This window comes from Actinoallomurus vinaceus, assembly GCF_039542055.1.
In the GTDB taxonomy this organism is placed as follows: Bacteria; Actinomycetota; Actinomycetes; order Streptosporangiales; family Streptosporangiaceae; genus Actinoallomurus; species Actinoallomurus vinaceus.
In genome coordinates this window covers 1-17,541 of record NZ_BAABHK010000026.1, presented here as the reverse complement: position 1 = coordinate 17,541, position 17,541 = coordinate 1, and the positions used below count along the sequence as shown (strand labels likewise).

At 71.0% G+C, this 17,541-nt stretch carries 13 protein-coding genes and 1 rRNA gene; 4 read left to right on the top strand and 10 right to left on the bottom strand.

The genetic code is table 11. The annotated features are described in order from the left end of the window. Nucleotides 1-179: 179 nt before the first annotated feature. The 4 genes from ndk to ABEA24_RS49070 all read right to left on the bottom strand — a co-directional run bounded on the left by ndk (nt 180) and on the right by ABEA24_RS49070 (nt 4,019). The gene (gene ndk, locus ABEA24_RS49085; protein WP_345442676.1) at nt 180-590 is read right to left on the bottom strand and encodes a nucleoside-diphosphate kinase; all 411 of its coding nucleotides are present in this window, start codon (nt 588-590) and stop codon (nt 180-182) included. A 129-nt stretch (nt 591-719) separates the two neighbouring features. Beyond that, the gene (locus ABEA24_RS49080; protein WP_345442674.1) at nt 720-2,153 is read right to left on the bottom strand and encodes a hypothetical protein; all 1,434 of its coding nucleotides are present in this window, start codon (nt 2,151-2,153) and stop codon (nt 720-722) included. A gap of 128 nt (nt 2,154-2,281) precedes the next feature. Further along, entirely contained in the window at nt 2,282-2,599 is a 318-nt protein-coding gene (locus ABEA24_RS49075) for a DUF4233 domain-containing protein (protein ID WP_345442673.1), read from the bottom strand. 64 nt (nt 2,600-2,663) lie between these two features. Then, the gene (locus ABEA24_RS49070; RefSeq protein WP_425551334.1) at nt 2,664-4,019 is read right to left on the bottom strand and encodes a bifunctional folylpolyglutamate synthase/dihydrofolate synthase; all 1,356 of its coding nucleotides are present in this window, start codon (nt 4,017-4,019) and stop codon (nt 2,664-2,666) included. A 132-nt stretch (nt 4,020-4,151) separates the two neighbouring features. On the opposite strand from ABEA24_RS49070, the gene ABEA24_RS49065 reads away from it, so the two are divergent. Both ABEA24_RS49065 and ABEA24_RS49060 read left to right on the top strand, forming a co-directional pair. Next, entirely contained in the window at nt 4,152-5,384 is a 1,233-nt protein-coding gene (locus tag ABEA24_RS49065) for a folylpolyglutamate synthase/dihydrofolate synthase family protein (protein ID WP_345442672.1), read from the top strand. Between the two features lie 131 nt (nt 5,385-5,515). Continuing rightward, nucleotides 5,516-6,277: a phytanoyl-CoA dioxygenase family protein gene (locus ABEA24_RS49060; RefSeq protein WP_345442670.1), complete on the top strand. Its 762-nt coding sequence runs from the start codon at nt 5,516-5,518 to the stop codon at nt 6,275-6,277. 25 nt (nt 6,278-6,302) lie between these two features. Here the strand turns inward: ABEA24_RS49060 and ABEA24_RS49055 are convergent, their stop codons facing one another. Next, nucleotides 6,303-8,372: a SpoIIE family protein phosphatase gene (locus ABEA24_RS49055; RefSeq protein WP_345442668.1), complete on the bottom strand. Its 2,070-nt coding sequence runs from the start codon at nt 8,370-8,372 to the stop codon at nt 6,303-6,305. A 97-nt stretch (nt 8,373-8,469) separates the two neighbouring features. Between ABEA24_RS49055 and ABEA24_RS49050 the strand changes: the two genes are divergently transcribed. Beyond that, nucleotides 8,470-12,315: a HAMP domain-containing protein gene (locus ABEA24_RS49050; RefSeq protein ID WP_345442666.1), complete on the top strand. Its 3,846-nt coding sequence runs from the start codon at nt 8,470-8,472 to the stop codon at nt 12,313-12,315. A 15-nt stretch (nt 12,316-12,330) separates the two neighbouring features. Further along, nucleotides 12,331-12,948: a response regulator gene (locus ABEA24_RS49045; RefSeq protein ID WP_345442664.1), complete on the top strand. Its 618-nt coding sequence runs from the start codon at nt 12,331-12,333 to the stop codon at nt 12,946-12,948. A gap of 14 nt (nt 12,949-12,962) precedes the next feature. Here ABEA24_RS49045 and ABEA24_RS49040 read toward each other — a convergent pair whose 3' ends face one another. The 5 genes from ABEA24_RS49040 to rrf form a co-directional block, all read right to left on the bottom strand. Continuing rightward, nucleotides 12,963-14,339 carry a TfuA-like protein gene (locus ABEA24_RS49040; protein ID WP_345442662.1) on the bottom strand — a complete coding sequence of 459 codons (1,377 nt, stop codon included), beginning with the start codon at nt 14,337-14,339 and terminating at the stop codon, nt 12,963-12,965. Then, nucleotides 14,336-15,502: a YcaO-like family protein gene (locus tag ABEA24_RS49035; protein WP_345442660.1), complete on the bottom strand. Its 1,167-nt coding sequence runs from the start codon at nt 15,500-15,502 to the stop codon at nt 14,336-14,338. Before ABEA24_RS49035 ends, ABEA24_RS49040 begins: the two co-directional genes overlap by 4 nt. 82 nt (nt 15,503-15,584) lie before the next feature. Then, on the bottom strand, nt 15,585-15,860 hold the full coding sequence (locus tag ABEA24_RS49030) for a hypothetical protein (RefSeq protein WP_345442658.1): 276 nt from the start codon (nt 15,858-15,860) through the stop codon (nt 15,585-15,587). 209 nt (nt 15,861-16,069) lie between these two features. Beyond that, nucleotides 16,070-17,326 carry an erythromycin esterase family protein gene (locus ABEA24_RS49025; protein WP_345442656.1) on the bottom strand — a complete coding sequence of 419 codons (1,257 nt, stop codon included), beginning with the start codon at nt 17,324-17,326 and terminating at the stop codon, nt 16,070-16,072. A gap of 97 nt (nt 17,327-17,423) precedes the next feature. Then, nucleotides 17,424-17,540, bottom strand: a 5S ribosomal RNA gene (gene rrf / locus ABEA24_RS49020). Nucleotide 17,541: the final 1 nt, after the last annotated feature.

Here is a 17,541-nt window from a genome sequence, read left to right as displayed (position 1 = left end):
GCCCTTCCGGATTGGCGGGCGTGCGGAACGCATTCTCATGGTAACGCGAGAGATCCCGGTTGACGCAGACCCACCCCCGCGCGTCGTCATCCGGGTCAGGGCTGTCCTGGGGGTTTGTTACCTGGGAAAACAAACGCGCGGGCCGACGTCGTCGGGCCCGCGCGGTTATGCGACCAATGTCAGAAAAGGTCGGGGAAGAACAGCTTGATCTCACGCTCGGCCGAGGCGGCGGAGTCGGAGCCGTGGACGATGTTCTCCTGGATCTCCAACGCGTGATCGCCACGGATGGTTCCCGGGGCGGAGGCGACCGGGTCGGTGGCGCCGGCCAGGGCCCGGAACGCCTCGACCGCGCGCGGCCCCTCGACCACCATGGCGACGAGCGGGCCGCCGGTGATGAACTCGACGAGCGAGCCGAAGAACGGCCTCTCGCGGTGCTCCTCGTAGTGCGTCTCGGCGACCTCGCGGTCCAGCGTGCGGAGCTCGAGGGCGACGATCTTGAGGCCCTTGCGCTCGATGCGCGCGATGACGTCGCCGACGAGGCCGCGGCGCACGCCGTCGGGCTTGACGAGGACAAGACTGCGTTCGGACACGGATGATTCTCCTTGGTTGCCAGGTTACGATCGTCGGCGCGGGCCACGGCGAGAGGTCGCCGGCCGACCGGGGCCCTGACCGTGTTACCGCAGGTCGCCACGGCCGGGCCGCCGCATATCGGTGCGATCTTACCCGGCGGGCAGGGCGGCTCCGTCCGATTCGGCGGGGCCGGCGGCCGACGGCCGCGGGCGGCTCCGGCTCACCCACGCGGTCACGGCCGCGAGGACCACCAGGAGGACGCCGGCCGCCACGAGCCACAGCCGGTACGCCGCGGTGAGCGCGTACAGCGCCGCCATCGGTCCCCCACCGGCCTTCGTGACGGCGCCGACCTTGGCGACCTGCAGCGGCCCGACGACGAGATGGCCGCCGAGCACCGCGGGAAAGCACAGCGACAGGCCGAACAGGGCCGGGCCGAGGTCGGTGTGGCCCAGCGCGGCCCCGACCGCCAGGCCCGTCCCCGCGCCCAGGGCGCACAGGGGCGCCAGCAGCGTCCACTGGTCCGCCGTCGCGCCCATGGTGAGCAACAGGAAGATCGCGACGATGACGAGGCCGTACCCGCACAGCACCGCGCCGCGGCCGGCGCCCCGCCCGAGCACGCCGGTCGGCAGCGCGGCGACCAGCGCGCCCGCCGCGCCCGCCGCGAAGGCCGTCAGGGGCACCGCCCGGCCGCCGACCAGCCCGGCCAGCGGACCGGTCACCGGCATGGTCAGCAGCCCGGCGGCCAGCATGACGACGGCGTATCCGAGCGGGCTGCCCGTGACCGCGTCGCACGAGCCGACGACGGCCAGGCCGAGCAGCCCGGCGATCCCGCACGCCGCCAGGAGCAGCTGCGCGCCCGGCGACCAGTCATAGGTCGTGACCACGGCGAGGAACGCGAACCCCGCGGCCGGGACGGCGGGCAGCAGCAGCTGGACGCGCTCCCCGCGCGACGGGGACGACGCGACGTGTCTGCGCCCCGATCGCGTCCGCAGCAGGCCGAGCAGCGCGGCGCCGACCAGCGCGATCGCGCCCAGCCACCAGTAGGGACGGAGGATCGCCCGCCACTCCACCCCGTCCGGCTCCGGCGCGGCCGTCGCGGCCAGCGTGAGCGGCGTGGCGAGCAGGAGCGACGCCACGAGGGTGCCGGCCCACACGGCGGGCGCCGCCCGGCACTCCCGCCGCTCCCGGGCGAGCGCGAGCGTCGCGGGCAGGACGACCCCGCCGCCCGCCCCTTCCGCCACGCGTACGGCGCCGATCAGGGCGATCGACGTGGCGTGCACCGAGAGCGCCTGTGCGGCGAGCAGGACGGCCAGCCCGGCGAAGAGCAGGAGCCAGGCGGGCACGCGCCGGACGACCGCGGCCGCCGCCGGGGTGACGAGCAGTAAGGCGGGCAGGGCCAGGCCGCAGGCGCGGACGAACCCGGCCGCCTCGCCGCCGGACAGGCCGAGGTCGCGAACCGCCTGCGGCATCACGTAGGAGGCCGTGTCCGGCAGGGTGACGACGGCGGCGGGGACGGCCGTGGCGATGACGACGAGCCGCACGGCGAATCCCGTGGCGTCGCGTTTCTCGGGGGGCGTGGGCATCCGGAATCTCCTCAGGAGATCGTCGCTCCCGCCAGCCATCCGAATGGACGCTTTACGTTAAATGTCGGTTTCTTAGACATTTAACCGGATTGAAAAGACGGGGCGATGAGAAAAGGCCACCCGCGAGATTAGCGCGGGTGCGCCCCTTCGACCCGGCGACCGACCCAAATCGACGCCACCCACAGGGCACCGAATATGACACCGAGGAAGAACATCACCGGAACCACGAAACCCGTCGCTATGACCAGAACCTGGAGCACAGTGCCCGCGATGTAGGCCCACCGGTACCGCAGCAGGCCGGCGATCAGCAGCCCCGCGACCGCCAACACGCCTCCCACGGCCCCGGCCGTGGTCGCGTCCGCGTGCGCCACCGAGATCGCCACCGGGATCGCCAGCAACGTCACCACCGCCTGCAGGGTGAGCATGACCGCGCACAGCCGCCTCATGCGTCACCTGCCGGCACAGCGTGGGTCGCGACCCGGACGACAGCGCCCGGTCCCGTACGGCCGGTCATTCGCCCGCCCTCAGGAGGACGCGGGCGTCGCCCGCGGTCGTGACCGACCCCGTGATGAGCACGCCGGCGCCGGCGAACTCCCCCGACTCGTCGGCGAGCGTGATGCCCTGGTCGATGGCGTCGTCCAGCCGGGGCACCAGGTGCACCCGGTCCTCACCGAAGACGTCGCGCGCCAGCTCCGCCAGCTCACCCGCGGGCATCGACCGGGCCGAGGAGTTGCGGGTGACGATCAGCTCGTCCAGCACCGGCTCGAGCTCCTCGAGCACGCCGGCCACGTCCTTGTCCGCCATCATCGCCAGGACGCCGACCAGCCGGGTGAACCCGAACTCCTCCGTCAGCGCGGCGACGCTCGCGGCCATGCCGGCCGGGTTGTGCGCGGCGTCGACCAGGACGGTCGGCCCGGTGCGTACGACCTCCAGCCGTCCCGGGGACGTGGCGTTCACGAACGCCTGGCGCACCAGGTCCGCATCGAGCTGGTCGCTGTCGGTCTCCGACTCGCCCGTGGCGCGGCCGCGGGCGAACGCCTCCACGGCCGCCAGCGCGCACGCCGCGTTGCCGGCCTGATGCGCGCCGAAGAACGGCAGGAACACCTCGTCGTACACGCCGTGCAGCCCCTGCAGCCGGACCAGCTGCCCACCGACCGCGAGCTCGCGGTTCAGCACGCCGAACTCCAGCCCCTCGCGCGCGACGGTCGCGCCGACCTCGGTGGCGCGCCGCATCAGCACCTCCGCCGCCTCGACCGGCTGCTGGGCGAGTATGGCGATCGACTCCGGCTTGATGATCCCGGACTTCTCCGCCGCGATCTCCGCCACCGTGGCGCCGAGCCAGCGGGTGTGGTCGAGGCCGATCGGGGTGACCACCGCCACCGCCCCGTCGGCGATGTTCGTGGCGTCCCAGGTGCCGCCCATGCCGACCTCGACGACGGCGACGTCGACCGGCGCGTCCGCGAACGCGGCGTACGCCATCGCGGTCAACGTCTCGAAGAACGACACCTTCACGTCGTGCTTCGCGTCCGTCATCTCCAGAAACGGCAGGACGTCCTCGTACAGCTCGGCGAACCGCTGCTCGCTCACCGGCGCGCCGTCGATCGTGATCCGCTCCCGCATCGAATGCAGCTCGGGGCTGGTGTACAGGCCGACCCGCAGCCCGCGCTCCCGCAACAGCACCTCGATCATCCGGGCCGTGCTCGACTTGCCGTTCGTCCCGGTGACGTGGATGACGGGGTACGCCCGCTGCGGCGACCCGAGAACATCCGCCAGATCACGCATCCGGTCCAGTGTCGGATCGATGTCCCATTCGACCCCCCGGGCCCTGACGCCCTTGACGGCCTCCTCATACCTGGTCGCACTCACGGAAGAAGCCTACTAACGCCCGCCCGCCGCCCGAGACCACCCATGATCCCCTGCGATCGGTGCGCTGTGGTGACAGTGCCCACCGGGGATCAGGCGACCGCTCCGCTCGCCGCACGTGGCTATCGTCTAGGCGTGACGGGGACCTTCTACGCGGAGTGGGATCGGCGTGGGTCGGGAGCGCGGCGCAGCGTCGGGCGTGCGCGGCGGCTCGCCCGCGCGCTCGGCTTGGACGCCGCCGGGGTGCCGGTGCTCACGGTCGTGGGGTCGAAGGGCAAGGGCACGGCGGCGACGTACGCCTCCGCATGTCTCGCCGCCGCCGGATGCCGCGTGGTCACGGTCACCAGCCCGGCGCTGCGCGAGGACCGGGAGCGCATCCGCGTCGACGGCACGGCGATCTCCGCCGACGTCCTGGCGCGGCTCGGCCGGCGCGTCCGTGACGCGACGGCCTCCCTGCCGGAGCGGCGGAGCGGAGAGGGCTACCTGTCGCCGAGCGGCCTGTTCACGCTGGCCGGCGTGCTGTACGCGCGGGCGGCCGGTGCCGACGTGATCGTGCTGGAGGCGGGCATGGGCGGCATCTCGGACGAGGTGAGCCTGTTCCCTCCGGATGTCCTCGCGATCACCGAGGTCTTCGCCGAGCACATCGGCGTGCTCGGCGACTCCCCCGCCGAGATCGCGAAGGACAAGGCCGGCGTCGTGACCGCCGCGACGTCGGCGGTCATCTCACTCCCGCAGCGCCCGGCGGTGACCGAGGCGATCGCCTCGACCGTCGCGGACCGTACCGGCGGCCGCGTGAAGCCGGAAGTGATCGGCACGAGCGGCGTCCCGGCCGACCTGCTGCCGACCGGCCATGGACGCCGGAACGCCGAGCTGGGCTGTGCCGCCGCCGACCGCCTCCTCGACGCGATCGGGTGCCCTCGGCCGCCTCAGGAGCGGTTGAACCGGGTCCTCTCCTCCGTACGCCTGCCCGGCCGCCTGTCCTGGCATCACGTCGCCGGTACGGACACCACGCTGCTCGTCGACTCGGCGATCGACCGGTCGGGCACCGCGGCCGCCCTCGCCGAGGCGTACCGCCGCTGGGACCGCATCGATCATGTCCTCGCCTGCCTGCCGGACCACAAGGACGTCGCCGGCGTCGCCGCCGAGTTGGCCGACCTGCCCGTGACCTACGTACGGATGCCGAGCTACCGGCACCTGAGGTTCACGCACGCGGTGCCGGGGCATTGGACCGTCGTCGACGACACGGAGCTGAGCCGAAGCCACCTCGCCTCGCTCGGCGAGCGGATCCTCGCGCTCGGAACGGTGTACTTCATCGGCCGGCTGCTCGATCTCGCCGACGCGGACACGGAACGCCTCTTCGACCTCTGATCCCCGGCCCGCCCGGTCAGCGACGGCCGGCGAGCATCAGTCTGCAGCGGCACCAGGGCACCGGCGCGGTAGGGACAGCCGCCCGGAAAACCGGGTGCCTTTCCATCCCGCCATGACCAGAATGCCGTCTCATGGCTGACGCGATGGTCGAGCGGTTCGTGCGGGACGGGTTCGTGAAGATCGAGCAGGCGTTCCCGGACCGCACGGCGCGGGAGTGTGCGTCGCGGCTGTGGGCGGAGACCGGGTTCGATCCCGACGATCCCGCGACGTGGGTGAAGCCGGTGCACCGGGTCGGGGACATGACGGCCGAGCCGTTCGTCGAGGCGGCGAACACGCCGGTCCTGCACGACGTGTTCGACCGGCTGGTCGGGCCGGGGCGCTGGGTGCCGCGCCGGTCGCTGGGCACGTTCCCGCTGCGGTTCCCGCACGAGGAGGAGCCGGACGACGCGGGCTGGCACATCGAGGCGAGCTACTCGGGCGACGGCGTCGCGTGGGCGCACGCGAACGTGCGGTCGAAGGACCGCGCGCTGCTGATGCTGTTCCTGTTCAGCGAGGTCGGGGAGGCCGACTCGCCGACCCGGATCCGCGTCGGCTCGCACCTGGACGTGCCGCCGATCCTCGAGCCGTACGGCGAGGACGGCGTCTCGATCTTCGATGTCGCCGCGCGGGTGGAGGCGGCCTCCGCACACCGTCCGCTCGCGTACGCGACGGGTCGGCCCGGCGACGTCTACCTGTGCCATCCGTTCCTCGTGCACGCCGCACAGCCGCACCACGGGCACCGGCCCCGGTTCATGGCGCAGCCGCCGCTGCACCCCGCCGTCCCGCATGAGCTGGAGCGCACTGACGGCGCCTACTCCCCCGTCGAGATCGCCATCCGGGAGGGTCTGCGCTGAGACGCCGTACGGGCCGCGACCCGGCTCACTCCTCGACGCGCAGGACGATCAAGGCCATGTCGTCGTGGGAGGGCTCGACGGAGAAGCCGCGGACCGCTCGCATGACCTTGGCCCCCACGGCGCCGGCGTTGAGGTCGACGCAGCCCTCGAGGATGCGTTCCAGCCCGCCGTCGTCGCCGAGCAGCTGCTTGCCGCGCCGCCGCTCGGTGACCCCGTCGGTGAACCCCATTAGGAGGTGCCCGGGCTTGAGGATCTCTGTCCGCACGGTGAACGTCGCGTCGGGGAAGACGCCGAGCATCAGGTCGGAGTCCTCCTCGGCCTTCACGAGACCGCTCGGGCTCAGGAACAGCGGCGGCGGGTGCCCGGCCGTGGCGTACGTCACACGAAACCGGCCCTCGCCGAGATCCTCCAGTTCGCCGTGCAGCAGGGTCAGGAACCGAGCGCGGGTGCCCTCGTCCAGGATCAGCGCGTTGAGGCGTTCGAGGACCTCGGGGATGGAGTGGTTCTCGCGGCCGAGGATGCGCAGCGCCTGGCGGGCGAGGCCGGTGACGGCCGCGGCCTCCGGGCCGGTGCCGCACACGTCACCGATGGCGAAGCGCCAGCGGGTGCCGACGCTGAAGACGTCGTAGAAGTCGCCGCCGACCTCGCTGTGCTCCCCGGCCGGTTCGTACACGACGGCGACGTCCAGGCCGGGGACCGTCGGGATGTCGGGCGGGAGGAGGCTGCGCTGGAGCGTGCGGCTCATGTCCGCCTGCTCCTCGTACAGCCGGGCGTTGTCGATGGCGAGGGCGGCCCGGCCCGCGAGGTCCTCGGTCAGCTCGAGCGCGTCGCGGGTGAAGCGGGCGCCCTTCGGGCCGCCGACGACCAGCATGCCGATCTTGCGGCCGCGGGCGAGCAGCGGGAAGACGTGGGCGACGTCGCCGGTGACGCGGTGCGCGGTCTCGGGCAGGTCGCCGGCCGGCGCGGGCGTGAACCCCTCCCAGGGTCCGGGCTCGGCGGGCGGTGGTGCGGGCGGCAGCTGCTCGAGCAGGGTGCGCAGATCGGCGACCATGGTCTCGTCGGCGTGCCAGGCGTACGCGGGGGACGCCAGGTCGGTGTCGCGGACGGTGAACACCGCGCACCAGGTGGCCAGGCGCGGCACGATCAGCTGGGAGACCAGCGCCATGGTCATCTGCTGGTCGAGGGTGCCGGCCAGCATGCTGCTCGCCTCGGCGAGGAACCCGAGCCAGCCCCGGCGGGCCCGCTCCAGCTCCATGAGGCGGGCGCGCTCCATCGACGGCGCCTGCCGGTCGGCGATCTCCTGGAGGCGCTCGACGTCGGCCTCGATGAAGTGCCCCGGGTCGCGGGAAGCGGCGATCAGCAGCCCGATCGCCCGCCCGTCGACCGTGAACGGCGCGGTGACGAGGGACCGGATCCCGGCGGCCTGCAGGGCGGGGAGGTTGTACGGGCTGCCGCCCAGGTCGGCGTAGACCCCCCGGCCGCCGACCGGGGCGCCCTCGAGGCCGATCTCCAGGGCGGCGCCCTCGGGCCGTACACCCGCGGTGGCCCGAAGGCTGAGCTCGGCGTCGTCGTCGGCGAGCAGGACGTAGACGCAGTCCGCGCCGAGGATGTCCTGGGCGGCCTGCGCGGTGCGCTGGGCGAGCTGGTCGACGGTGGGGCGGGCGGCCTGCGGCGCGGAGATGATCTCCTCGCGGGGCGGGGGCGGCGGCGGGTGCTCCGTGGCGCCGATGCCGGGCACGGTGAACCAGACGTTCTTGCCGCCCTGGCCGTACGTCACACCCCACGAGATCGCGAGCGTCTCGGGGAACAGCAGTCCGCGGCCGCTCACCTGATCGCCGGGAACGGGCACGCGCCGGGCCTGATGCCGGTCGTGGACCTCGACCCTGACCTGCCCGCCGACGAGCTCACAGACGACCTCGACCTCGGTCCCCGCATGGACGATTGCGTTCGTAACCAGTTCGCTGGTGAGTAGCATGGCGTCATCCACGTCATCCACACCCCAGCCACGAAGTGTCTCCCCCACGAAGCGCCGAGCGGCCGCGACAGAGGCGACCTCCGGCGGGAAGGTCGTGTACGTCTTTGCGTTCTTCTCCACGGCCACTTGGATTCGTCTCGGGGATGCAGGACGCTGCCATCGTGGCAGACCCCCTGGGTGGACTGTACATACCCGTGGGAAGGCAGGGAGGAAATCAATGCCTCGAAGCACGTCCCATGCGCCGACCCGCGCCCGATACGCGGAGACCGATCTGCGGTCGGTGCTCGACGCGCTCAGCGCGATGCGCGACGGCGACTTCGACGTGCGACTCGATCCCTCGGGTGACGACATACTGGCTGAGATCGCCGGTGTCTTCAACGAGGTTCAGGACCGCGCGTCCCATCTGACCGGCGAACTCGTACGCGTCCAGCGTGAGGTTCGCCACGAGGGACGGATCGACGAGCGGCTGAGAGCCGACGGCGAGGGGTCGTGGGCGACGGGCAACGCCTCCGCCAACGCGCTGATCGACACGCTCGTCCAGTCCACGACCGCGATGGCGCGGGTCGTCGACGCGGTCGCCGACGGCGACCTGAGTCAGCGCATCGAGCTCGACACCGGCACCCGTCCCTGGCGCGGCGAGCTGCTGCGCATGGGCTCGGGCGTCAACCGGATGGTCGAGCACCTGGACGAGTTCGCCGCCGAGGTGACGCAGCTGGCGCGGGAGGTCGGCGCGGAGGGCCGCCTGGGCGGGCAGGCCACGCCGCGGGAGATGTCGGGCCGGTGGCGTGACGTCACCGGTGCCGTCAACGCGATGGCGAGCCGGCTGACCGGGCAGGTCCGCGACATCGCCCTCGTCACCACGGCGGTCGCGCGCGGCGACCTGACGCGCAAGGTGACGGTCGAGGCGACGGGCGAGCTGCTGGAGCTCAAGGAGACCGTCAACACGATGGTCGACCAGCTCTCGTCGTTCGCGGACGAGGTGACCCGGGTGGCCCGTGAGGTGGGCACCGAGGGCCGCCTGGGCGGCCAGGCCCGCGTCAGCGGCGTCAGCGGCGTCTGGAAGGACCTCACCGACAACGTCAACTCCATGGCGGGGAACCTCACCGGTCAGGTGCGGAACATCGCGCAGGTCGCCACGTCGGTGGCCAACGGTGACCTGTCCAAGAAGATCACCGTTGACGCCCAAGGCGAGATCCTCCAGCTCAAGGACACCCTCAACACCATGGTCGACCAGCTGTCGGCCTTCGCGAACGAGGTCACCCGCGTGGCCCGCGAGGTGGGCACCGAGGGCCGCCTCGGCGGCCAGGCCCGCGTCAGCGGCGTCAGCGGCGTCTGGAAGGACCTCACCGACAACGTCAACTCCATGGCCGGCAACCTGACCAGCCAGGTGCGGAACATCGCCCAGGTCGCCACGTCCGTCGCCGGCGGTGACCTGTCCAAGAAGATCACCGTTGACGCCCAGGGCGAGATCCTCCAGCTCAAGGACACCCTCAACACCATGGTCGACCGGCTGTCCTCGTTCGCCGACGAGGTGACCCGCGTCGCCCGTGAGGTCGGTACGGAGGGGCGGCTCGGCGGTCGCGCCAAGGTCGGCGGGGTCAGCGGGGTCTGGAAGGACCTCACCGACAACGTCAACTCCATGGCGGACAACCTGACCAGCCAGGTCCGCAACATCGCCCAGGTCACCACGGCGGTCGCCAATGGCGACCTCACCAAGAAGATCGACGTCGACGCCCAGGGCGAGATCCTCGAGCTGAAGACGACGATCAACACGATGGTGGACCAGCTGTCGGCCTTCGCCGGCGAGGTCACCCGTGTCGCCCGCGAGGTGGGCAGCGAGGGCCGTCTGGGCGGCCAGGCCGAGGTCGAGGGCGTGTCCGGCACGTGGAAGCGCCTCACCGAGAGCGTCAACGAGCTCGCCAGCAACCTGACCACGCAGGTCCGCGCGATCGCGTCGGTCGCGAGCGCGGTCGCCCGCGGCGACCTCACCGGGTCGGTCTCGGTCGAGGCCCGCGGCGAGGTCGCCGAGCTCAAGGACAACGTCAACCTCATGGTGGCGAACCTCCGCGAGACCACCCGCGCCAACCAGCAGCAGGACTGGCTGAAGACCAACCTCGCCCGCATCGCCGGGCTGATGCAGGGCCACCGCGACCTCATGGAGGTCGCCCGGCTGATCATGAGCGAGGTCACGCCGCTGTCCTCCGCCCAGTACGGCGCGTTCTACCTGGTGGAGGAGCCCGAGGAGAGCGAGCCCGAGCTCGTGCTCAAGACGGGGTACGGCCTCAGCCAGGACAAGATCGACAATGTGCGGTTCCACTTCGGCGACAGCCTCGTCGGGCAGGCCGCCGTGCAGCACAAGCCGATCCTCATCCACGACCTGCCGCCCGGCTACATCAAGATCGGTACGGGCCTGGGCCAGGCCTCGCCGGTCAACCTGATCGTGCTGCCGATTCTGTTCGAGAACCGCGTGCTCGGCGCGATCGAGCTGGCCTCGTTCAGCCCGTTCAGCGAGGTCCACCTGGCGTTCTTCGACCAGTTCGTCGAGACGATCGGTGTGACGATCAACACGATCACCGCCAACTCCCGGACCGAGGCGCTGCTGGGCGAGTCCCAGCGGCTCACCGCCGAGCTACAGGACCGTTCCAGCGAGCTCCAGCGCCAGCAGGAGGAGCTGCGCCGGTCCAACGCCGAGCTGGAAGAGAAGGCGGCGCTGCTGGCCAAGCAGAACCGCGCGATCGAGATGCAGAACTTCCAGATCGAGCAGGCCCGCCGCACCCTGGAGGAGCGCGCCGAACAGCTCGCCCAGTCCTCGCGGTATAAGTCCGAGTTCCTCACCAACATGTCGCACGAGCTGCGGACGCCGCTCAACAGCCTGCTGGTGCTGGCCAAGCTGCTGGCCGGAAACCCGGACAAGAACCTCACGCCCAAGCAGGTCGAGCTGATCAAGACGATCTACGAATCGGGCAGCGACCTGCTCCGGCTGATCAACGACATCCTCGACCTGTCCAAGGTCGAGGCGGGCAAGATGGACCTCGTGCCACAGCAGGTGGCACTCGCCGACGTCGTCGACTTCGTCGACGCCAACTTCCGGCCGCTGGCCGTCGACAAGGGCCTGAGCTTCGACGTGTACGCCGAGCCCGGCCTGCCCGAACACCTCTTCACCGACGAGCAGCGACTCCAGCAGGTGCTGCGCAACCTCCTGTCCAACGCGGTGAAGTTCACCTCCTCCGGCGAGGTGCGGCTGACCATCCGGCGGGCGGAGGGAGTGGAGTTCACCGACCCGGTCCTGGCCCGTACGCCCGACGTCCTCGGGTTCTCGGTCAGCGACACCGGTATCGGCATCGACGAGCACAACCTGCGGGCGATCTTCGAGGCCTTCCAGCAGGCCGACGGCACGACCAGCCGGCGGTACGGCGGCACCGGCCTCGGGCTGTCCATCAGCCGCGACATCGCCCAGCTGCTCGGCGGGGAGATCCACGTGGCCAGCCGTCCCGGCGAGGGCAGCACGTTCACCTTCTTCCTGCCGGCCCGCTACCTCGAGGGCCGCGAGGGCACCTCCACGCCCGTACGGGAGAAGGAGAAGCGCCGCCCGCAGCCGGCTCCGGCCGTCGAGACGGTGGCGTTCGATCCTCCCGGGCCGGACGACGCGTTCGAGACGTCGCCGATCGACGACGAGGTGCTGTCCGGTCGTAAGATCCTCATCGTCGACGACGACGTGCGCAACATCTTCGCGCTGACCTGTGTGCTCGAGCAGTACGGCATCGAGGTGCTGTACGCCGAGAACGGTCGGGAGGGCATCGACACGCTCGACCGCAACGAGGACGTCGACCTGGTCCTCATGGACGTGATGATGCCCGAGCTCGACGGCTACGCCACGACCGAGGCCATCCGGCGGATGCCGCAGTTCGCCGACCTGCCGATCATCGCCCTGACGGCCAAGGCCATGAAGGGCGATCGGGAGAAGAGCATCGAGTCGGGCGCATCGGACTATGTGCCCAAGCCTGTCGACGCTGACCACCTTCTTGACATCATGAGAGCGTGGCTCAGCCGGCCACGCACCTGATGGAGGGCTTTGACTGTGGCCGAGAAGGCGAACATTCTTCTGGTCGACGACCGAGAGGAGAACCTCGTCGCGCTGGAAGCGATCCTCTCTTCACTCGATCAGAACATGATCCGTGCGCGTTCGGGGGAAGAGGCCCTACGGGCCTTGCTGACGAACGAGTTCGCGGTGATCCTTCTCGATATCGTCATGCCCGGGATGGACGGCTTCGAGATCGCCCGAGCGATCAAACGGCGCCGGAAGACGCGCGAGGTCCCGATCATCTTCCTGACCGCCGCGGACGCGGACCCGGACTACGCGTTCCGGGGGTACGCCGCGGGCGCCGTCGACTACATCTCCAAGCCGTTCGACCCGTGGGTGCTGCGGACGAAGGTCTCGGTCTTCGTCGAGCTCTACCGGAAGAACCAGCAGCTGCGCGAGCAGTCTGAGCTGCTGCGCACGCAGTTCGCGGCGGCGCCGTCCGAAGAGCTCGCCGCGGAGCTCCAGCGGCGCGTGGCGGCCGTGGAGGAGCAACTCGGCGCGCTCGCCCCGCTGGCGGCCCAGGACGAGGGGGCCGCCAAGGCGGTCGCGACGCTCGAACAGCGCGTCGAGGAGCTGCGAACCGCGGTCGCCGCGCTTCGCCATCCCCAGGACTGAGACCAGGTCGGCGCTCAGCCGCTGAGCGCCGCAGAGGTGCCCAGAGTCGGGGGGACGGCGCCGGAGGCGTGCAGGTAGAACGCGCGAGCGACCTCCACCGCCGCGGCCGCGTCGAGGAAGCCACGGTCGCGGGCTGCGGCGTCGAGCGCCCCGGGGTCCGGGGCGGACAGGTTCCACCGGGCGGCGACATGGGCACGCACGAGGTCCGGGCGGAGGCGATGCACCGCACGGTGGGGAGCCGTCGCCGCCACGGCGTCATTCACCCGCCAGGCGTCTCGCACCGCCCCAGCACTGTCCAGTTCGGGATCGAGCAGGAACGCCGTCTTCTCCGGAGTGGTGAGCCGGGTGTGCCCGGCCGCGTCGAAACGGGCGGACCGGACGAGAACGCGCAACAGCTGTTCGTCCTCGCTGAGGCCGTCGAACTCCGCTCGCGTGAGCCAGTACAGTGCCTGCTCCTGACTCAGCGACGCTCGATCCAGACCGTGGGCGCGGGCCACCTCGATCGCACGCCGCTCGACCGCGGCGGGGTCGGCATCGAGTGGGTCACCGGTGATCCAGGAGAAGGTGACGTGGCGCCAGCGAGCCGGGTAGTCCGGGTCGTACAGCTGCTGGTGCTGCAGCTCCGCCGCCAGTGGGATCCTCCCGGCGTCCGGGCGGCGGATGCGGAAGCGGGTGATCCACTGGTCGATCTGCGTCGTCCGCCATGAGCCGCCGGCCCAGTCGCCCGTGTCGGGCGGCTTGATCATTCCCTCGGCCACCAGGGTCAGTGCCTCGACCGCGTCCGCGTGCTTGGCGTCGGTCGCCTCCGGACGGTGCTGTCGCCGGCGCGTCATCCGGTCGAGAGCCTCCCGCAATACCGGATCGCCGGCGACGGCTTTCGCCAGTGCGCGTGCGGTCCTCTCCGGATAGTGCAGTTCGCGTGCGACGGCGAGCAGCCGGTCCGCCTCGACCGGGGTGATCACCTCGGCGACGACGGCGTCGTCGAGGTCCGCCCGGACGTCGACCAGCGGGATGGACAGCGGGCGGAGATCATCGGGCGTGTGCGCGACGGCGACCTCGTCATCCGCCTCGATCCGGCCATCGCGGTACATCTCGAAGATCCGGCCGACCCCCCGCATGCCGTACGGATACAGCTCGGCGGCGCGCAGGGCTCCCATGCTCGACGCGCCGACCACGGCCACACCCGAGGCGAGCAGCAGGATGATCTCCTTGTGCCGGACGGGAGGAGTGGAGTGGAAGACCCCGTCGATGATGACGACGACGTCTCCCGGCCGGCAGTCGAGAGCGAGCAGGTCGCCGTGGCGCACCGGCGGGTGCGTACGGGCTTCGGGCATGATCCGCCCGACCTGCTCGGCGCTGATCGTCGGGCCGCAGAAGACGTGGACGGTCACGCGGCGCTCTCGTTTCTCACGTCGGTGGCCCGGGCGCCCTGGTGCGGTGGCGCCTGCCGCATCCCCGGGCAGAGCACCTTCACCACCGCGAACTCGTCCCGATCGGCGAGGACGACCCGGAGCGGCGAGGAGCCCGTGACCGCCCCGATCCGTTCGGCCAGCCAGTCCGCCTCCGCGGTGTCGGTGGCGGAATACGCGTCGGGGAACCCGCCTGTCACTCGTTCCCAGGGCTCCACGGGGCCAGGGGTCACCGGACGCGGGAAATGGCCGGGACGGTACGCCGCCGACGTCAGGTCGTCGCGGGTGCCCGTGATGTGGGTGAGCCGCGCCTGCACGGCCTCGGTGATGGCGCGCGACAGGGCGACGGCCGGGTCCGCATGGGCGCCGGCGCCGAACATGATCGACGCCGGTGAGTCCTCATGCCACAGGTGGGCGACCACACAAGGCACGCCCATCCGGCTGGGGGCGTGCTCCAGTTCCAGCCACGCGCCCGCGCGAGAGACGCGCTCCACCAGCTCCGCGCAGTGGCCTTCGGAGACGCTCACCGGATCGATGTACCGGCGCCTCGGCGCGGGGACGCGCCGCAGGCCGTCCACGGCGTCGCGCTCGACGACCTCGTACAGCGCGTGCACCGTCGCCTCGGCCACGGTGTTGCCGGACGCGAGGCCGTTGGAGGTCTCCATGAAGCCGGGGACGCGCCAGCCGGCCGGAGGGTGTCCCATCCGGACCGCCGTCCGGGGTACCAGGACGGGTGTGCGCTCGGCCACCGTACGCGCCTGAATCCAGTCCAGCCGTGTCCGTTCGGTGAGCAGACTTCCCTCGGCCCCGGCCAGCTCGGCGATCCGGTACGGCAGGGCGAGTGCCGAGCCGGGGGTGTCCAGGACCTCCGCCGGCGGAACGGCGTTCTCCGCGTGCCAGAGCTCGATGGCCTCCATGGCCCCGGAGATCTTCGCGAGCAGAAGCGTCGCGCCCTTCCCCTGGGACACCGACAGCGTCGTCGCCAGCGGGCGTACGGCCATGACGACCGGAATACCGATGATGTCCAGCCCGGTGACATCGGCGAGCCGGGTGATGCCGTAATCCATCAGCAGCGGCAGGATCGACGCAAAGGTCTCCTCGGGAGCCCGAACGCGATGAGTGCCCGTGAAGAAGACCTTCTGCATCGTGACTCCGTTGCGGAAACAACCATACGGACGGCCTCGTCCATCGCGGTACGGGCCGTGGTCCTCCTCTGATCCGCCGGGCTCAGGAGACCGAGTCGTAGACGGTCTCGTCGTTGGCCGAAAGACCGAAGGTGGCGTGGGAGTTCCCGTGCCCGTACGCCGGAGCGGCATCACCGGTGAACAACGCGTCCAGACCCGGGGCATAGACGGTCTCATCGTTGGCCGGCACACCGTACCCGGCGTGGTTCTCGGCGTGCTGATGCACCAGGGTGACGTCCGTGATGAACAAGGCGTCGAGGTCGGCACCCGCCTGGTTCGACGCGGCGTCGGTCTCACGGGGGAGAGTGTGGTTCGTCATGTGCTCTCCTTTGACGAAGTGGCCGCACTGACGCGCGAGCCGACTCGACGACGGGGCGATTCGGTCCAAGATCATAACAGTGCATGATCAACATGCTCGCGAGATGCGGCTCAGGCCGCTGACCGGCTGGGCCGGCACCCTCCGGCACGATCCTTACGGCGGACCGGCACGCCGGTGTTTCCCTGCGATGGTGAACGGCGGCGCCTGGTTCAGATGGATGGAAGCGGCCGGGAGCATGTCGAGACCGGGACATAGGCCAGACCGTCGTATTCCTCGGACGGCGCGGTCCGGCCGAAGCCGAACCGGTAGGTCCAGCGCGGTACGGAGGAACCGAACGTCCGGGCCGGGTGGCGGTCCCGTGCCCACGCACGGACCGCCTCCGGTGCGTCGGCGGTCACGCGCAGGTCGATGAGGTGATCGCCGGAATGGGCCGCCGCGAGCCGAGCCTCGAGCGTGGCGGGAGGAGCGGCATCGACGGCGTTGGCGGCCGGCTTCCGGCTTCCCCTCCTCGCCCACCGGCCGGGCCATCCCCGGCGGGCCCGGAAGGCGCCCCGGCCGAAGAGCAGGCCCAGCGCGTAGTACGCATCGCCGTACCGCGCGCGCAGGTGGCTCCCCATCGCCGGCACCCCGCCGGAGTAACGGCCCTTCGCGATGTGGCCGTTGTGCGCCCACAGCACGACCTGCGCGGACGGGTCGCCCAGCAGCTCCCCCACCGCATCGGCCATGTACCGGTCGCGCGCGGCGAAGACCGTCTGCTCGGGGTCCTCATGCCGGCGGGGACGCGTCACCAGGTCTGCGGCCTTCACCACGACCCCGGCGTGCCGGATCGCCTCCGTGGCGTCGGGGTCCTCGATGCGGACGAACTCCAGGAGGTCCTCGGCCTCGCGTACGAGGTGCCTCTCCGGATCGGGTCGCGATCCGGGAGCGGCCGTACGGAGCACGCCGAGCGTGGCGTGCAGGTCCTCGATCCGCTCCGGCGCCGTCTCGCGCAGAAAGGCCTCGAGGGCCGCGATGGAGTCACCGCATCGCTGGGGGTCGATTCCGACGAAACCGACCTTGTCCTTCTCCGGGCGGCCGTGGTTGTAGGCGCGCATCCACTCGAGCATGGCGAGGACCTCTTGGGTGCGCCACGTCCAGAAGCCGAGGCCCGTGAGTACCTCCGCGGCGTTCCCGGTCCCATGGCGGACGTACGCGTCGACGGCCTGGCCCGCGGACGCGCTCGCCTCCATCGCGAGGACGGAGAACCCCATTTCGGTGACCAGGAACTCCAGCAGGCGGTGCTTGAGTTGAAAGAACTCTCGCGTGCCGTGGGTGGCCTCACCCAGCCCGACCACGCGTACGCCCTGGAGGGTGGCTTTGAGGGGTTGAAGGTCGGCCGTGGGGGCGCCGGCTTCCAGGCCCTCCAACGGCACGGCATTCCGGGCCAGCCAATCCGTCACATCGTCGATCGAGGACTCCTCGATCACCTGTCAGGGCTCCTCTGTCCGCCGTCACGAAATTGGTCCAGAACGCAGGAAAGCCCGCCGGCGTGTAGCCTGGCGGGCTTTCCTGATCTATGTGAATGTCCGGCGGTGTCCTACTCTCCCACACCGTCTCCAGTGCAGTACCATCGGCGCTGAAGGGCTTAACTTCCGGGTTCGGAATGGGACCGGGTGTTTCCCCTTCGCCATAACCACCGAAA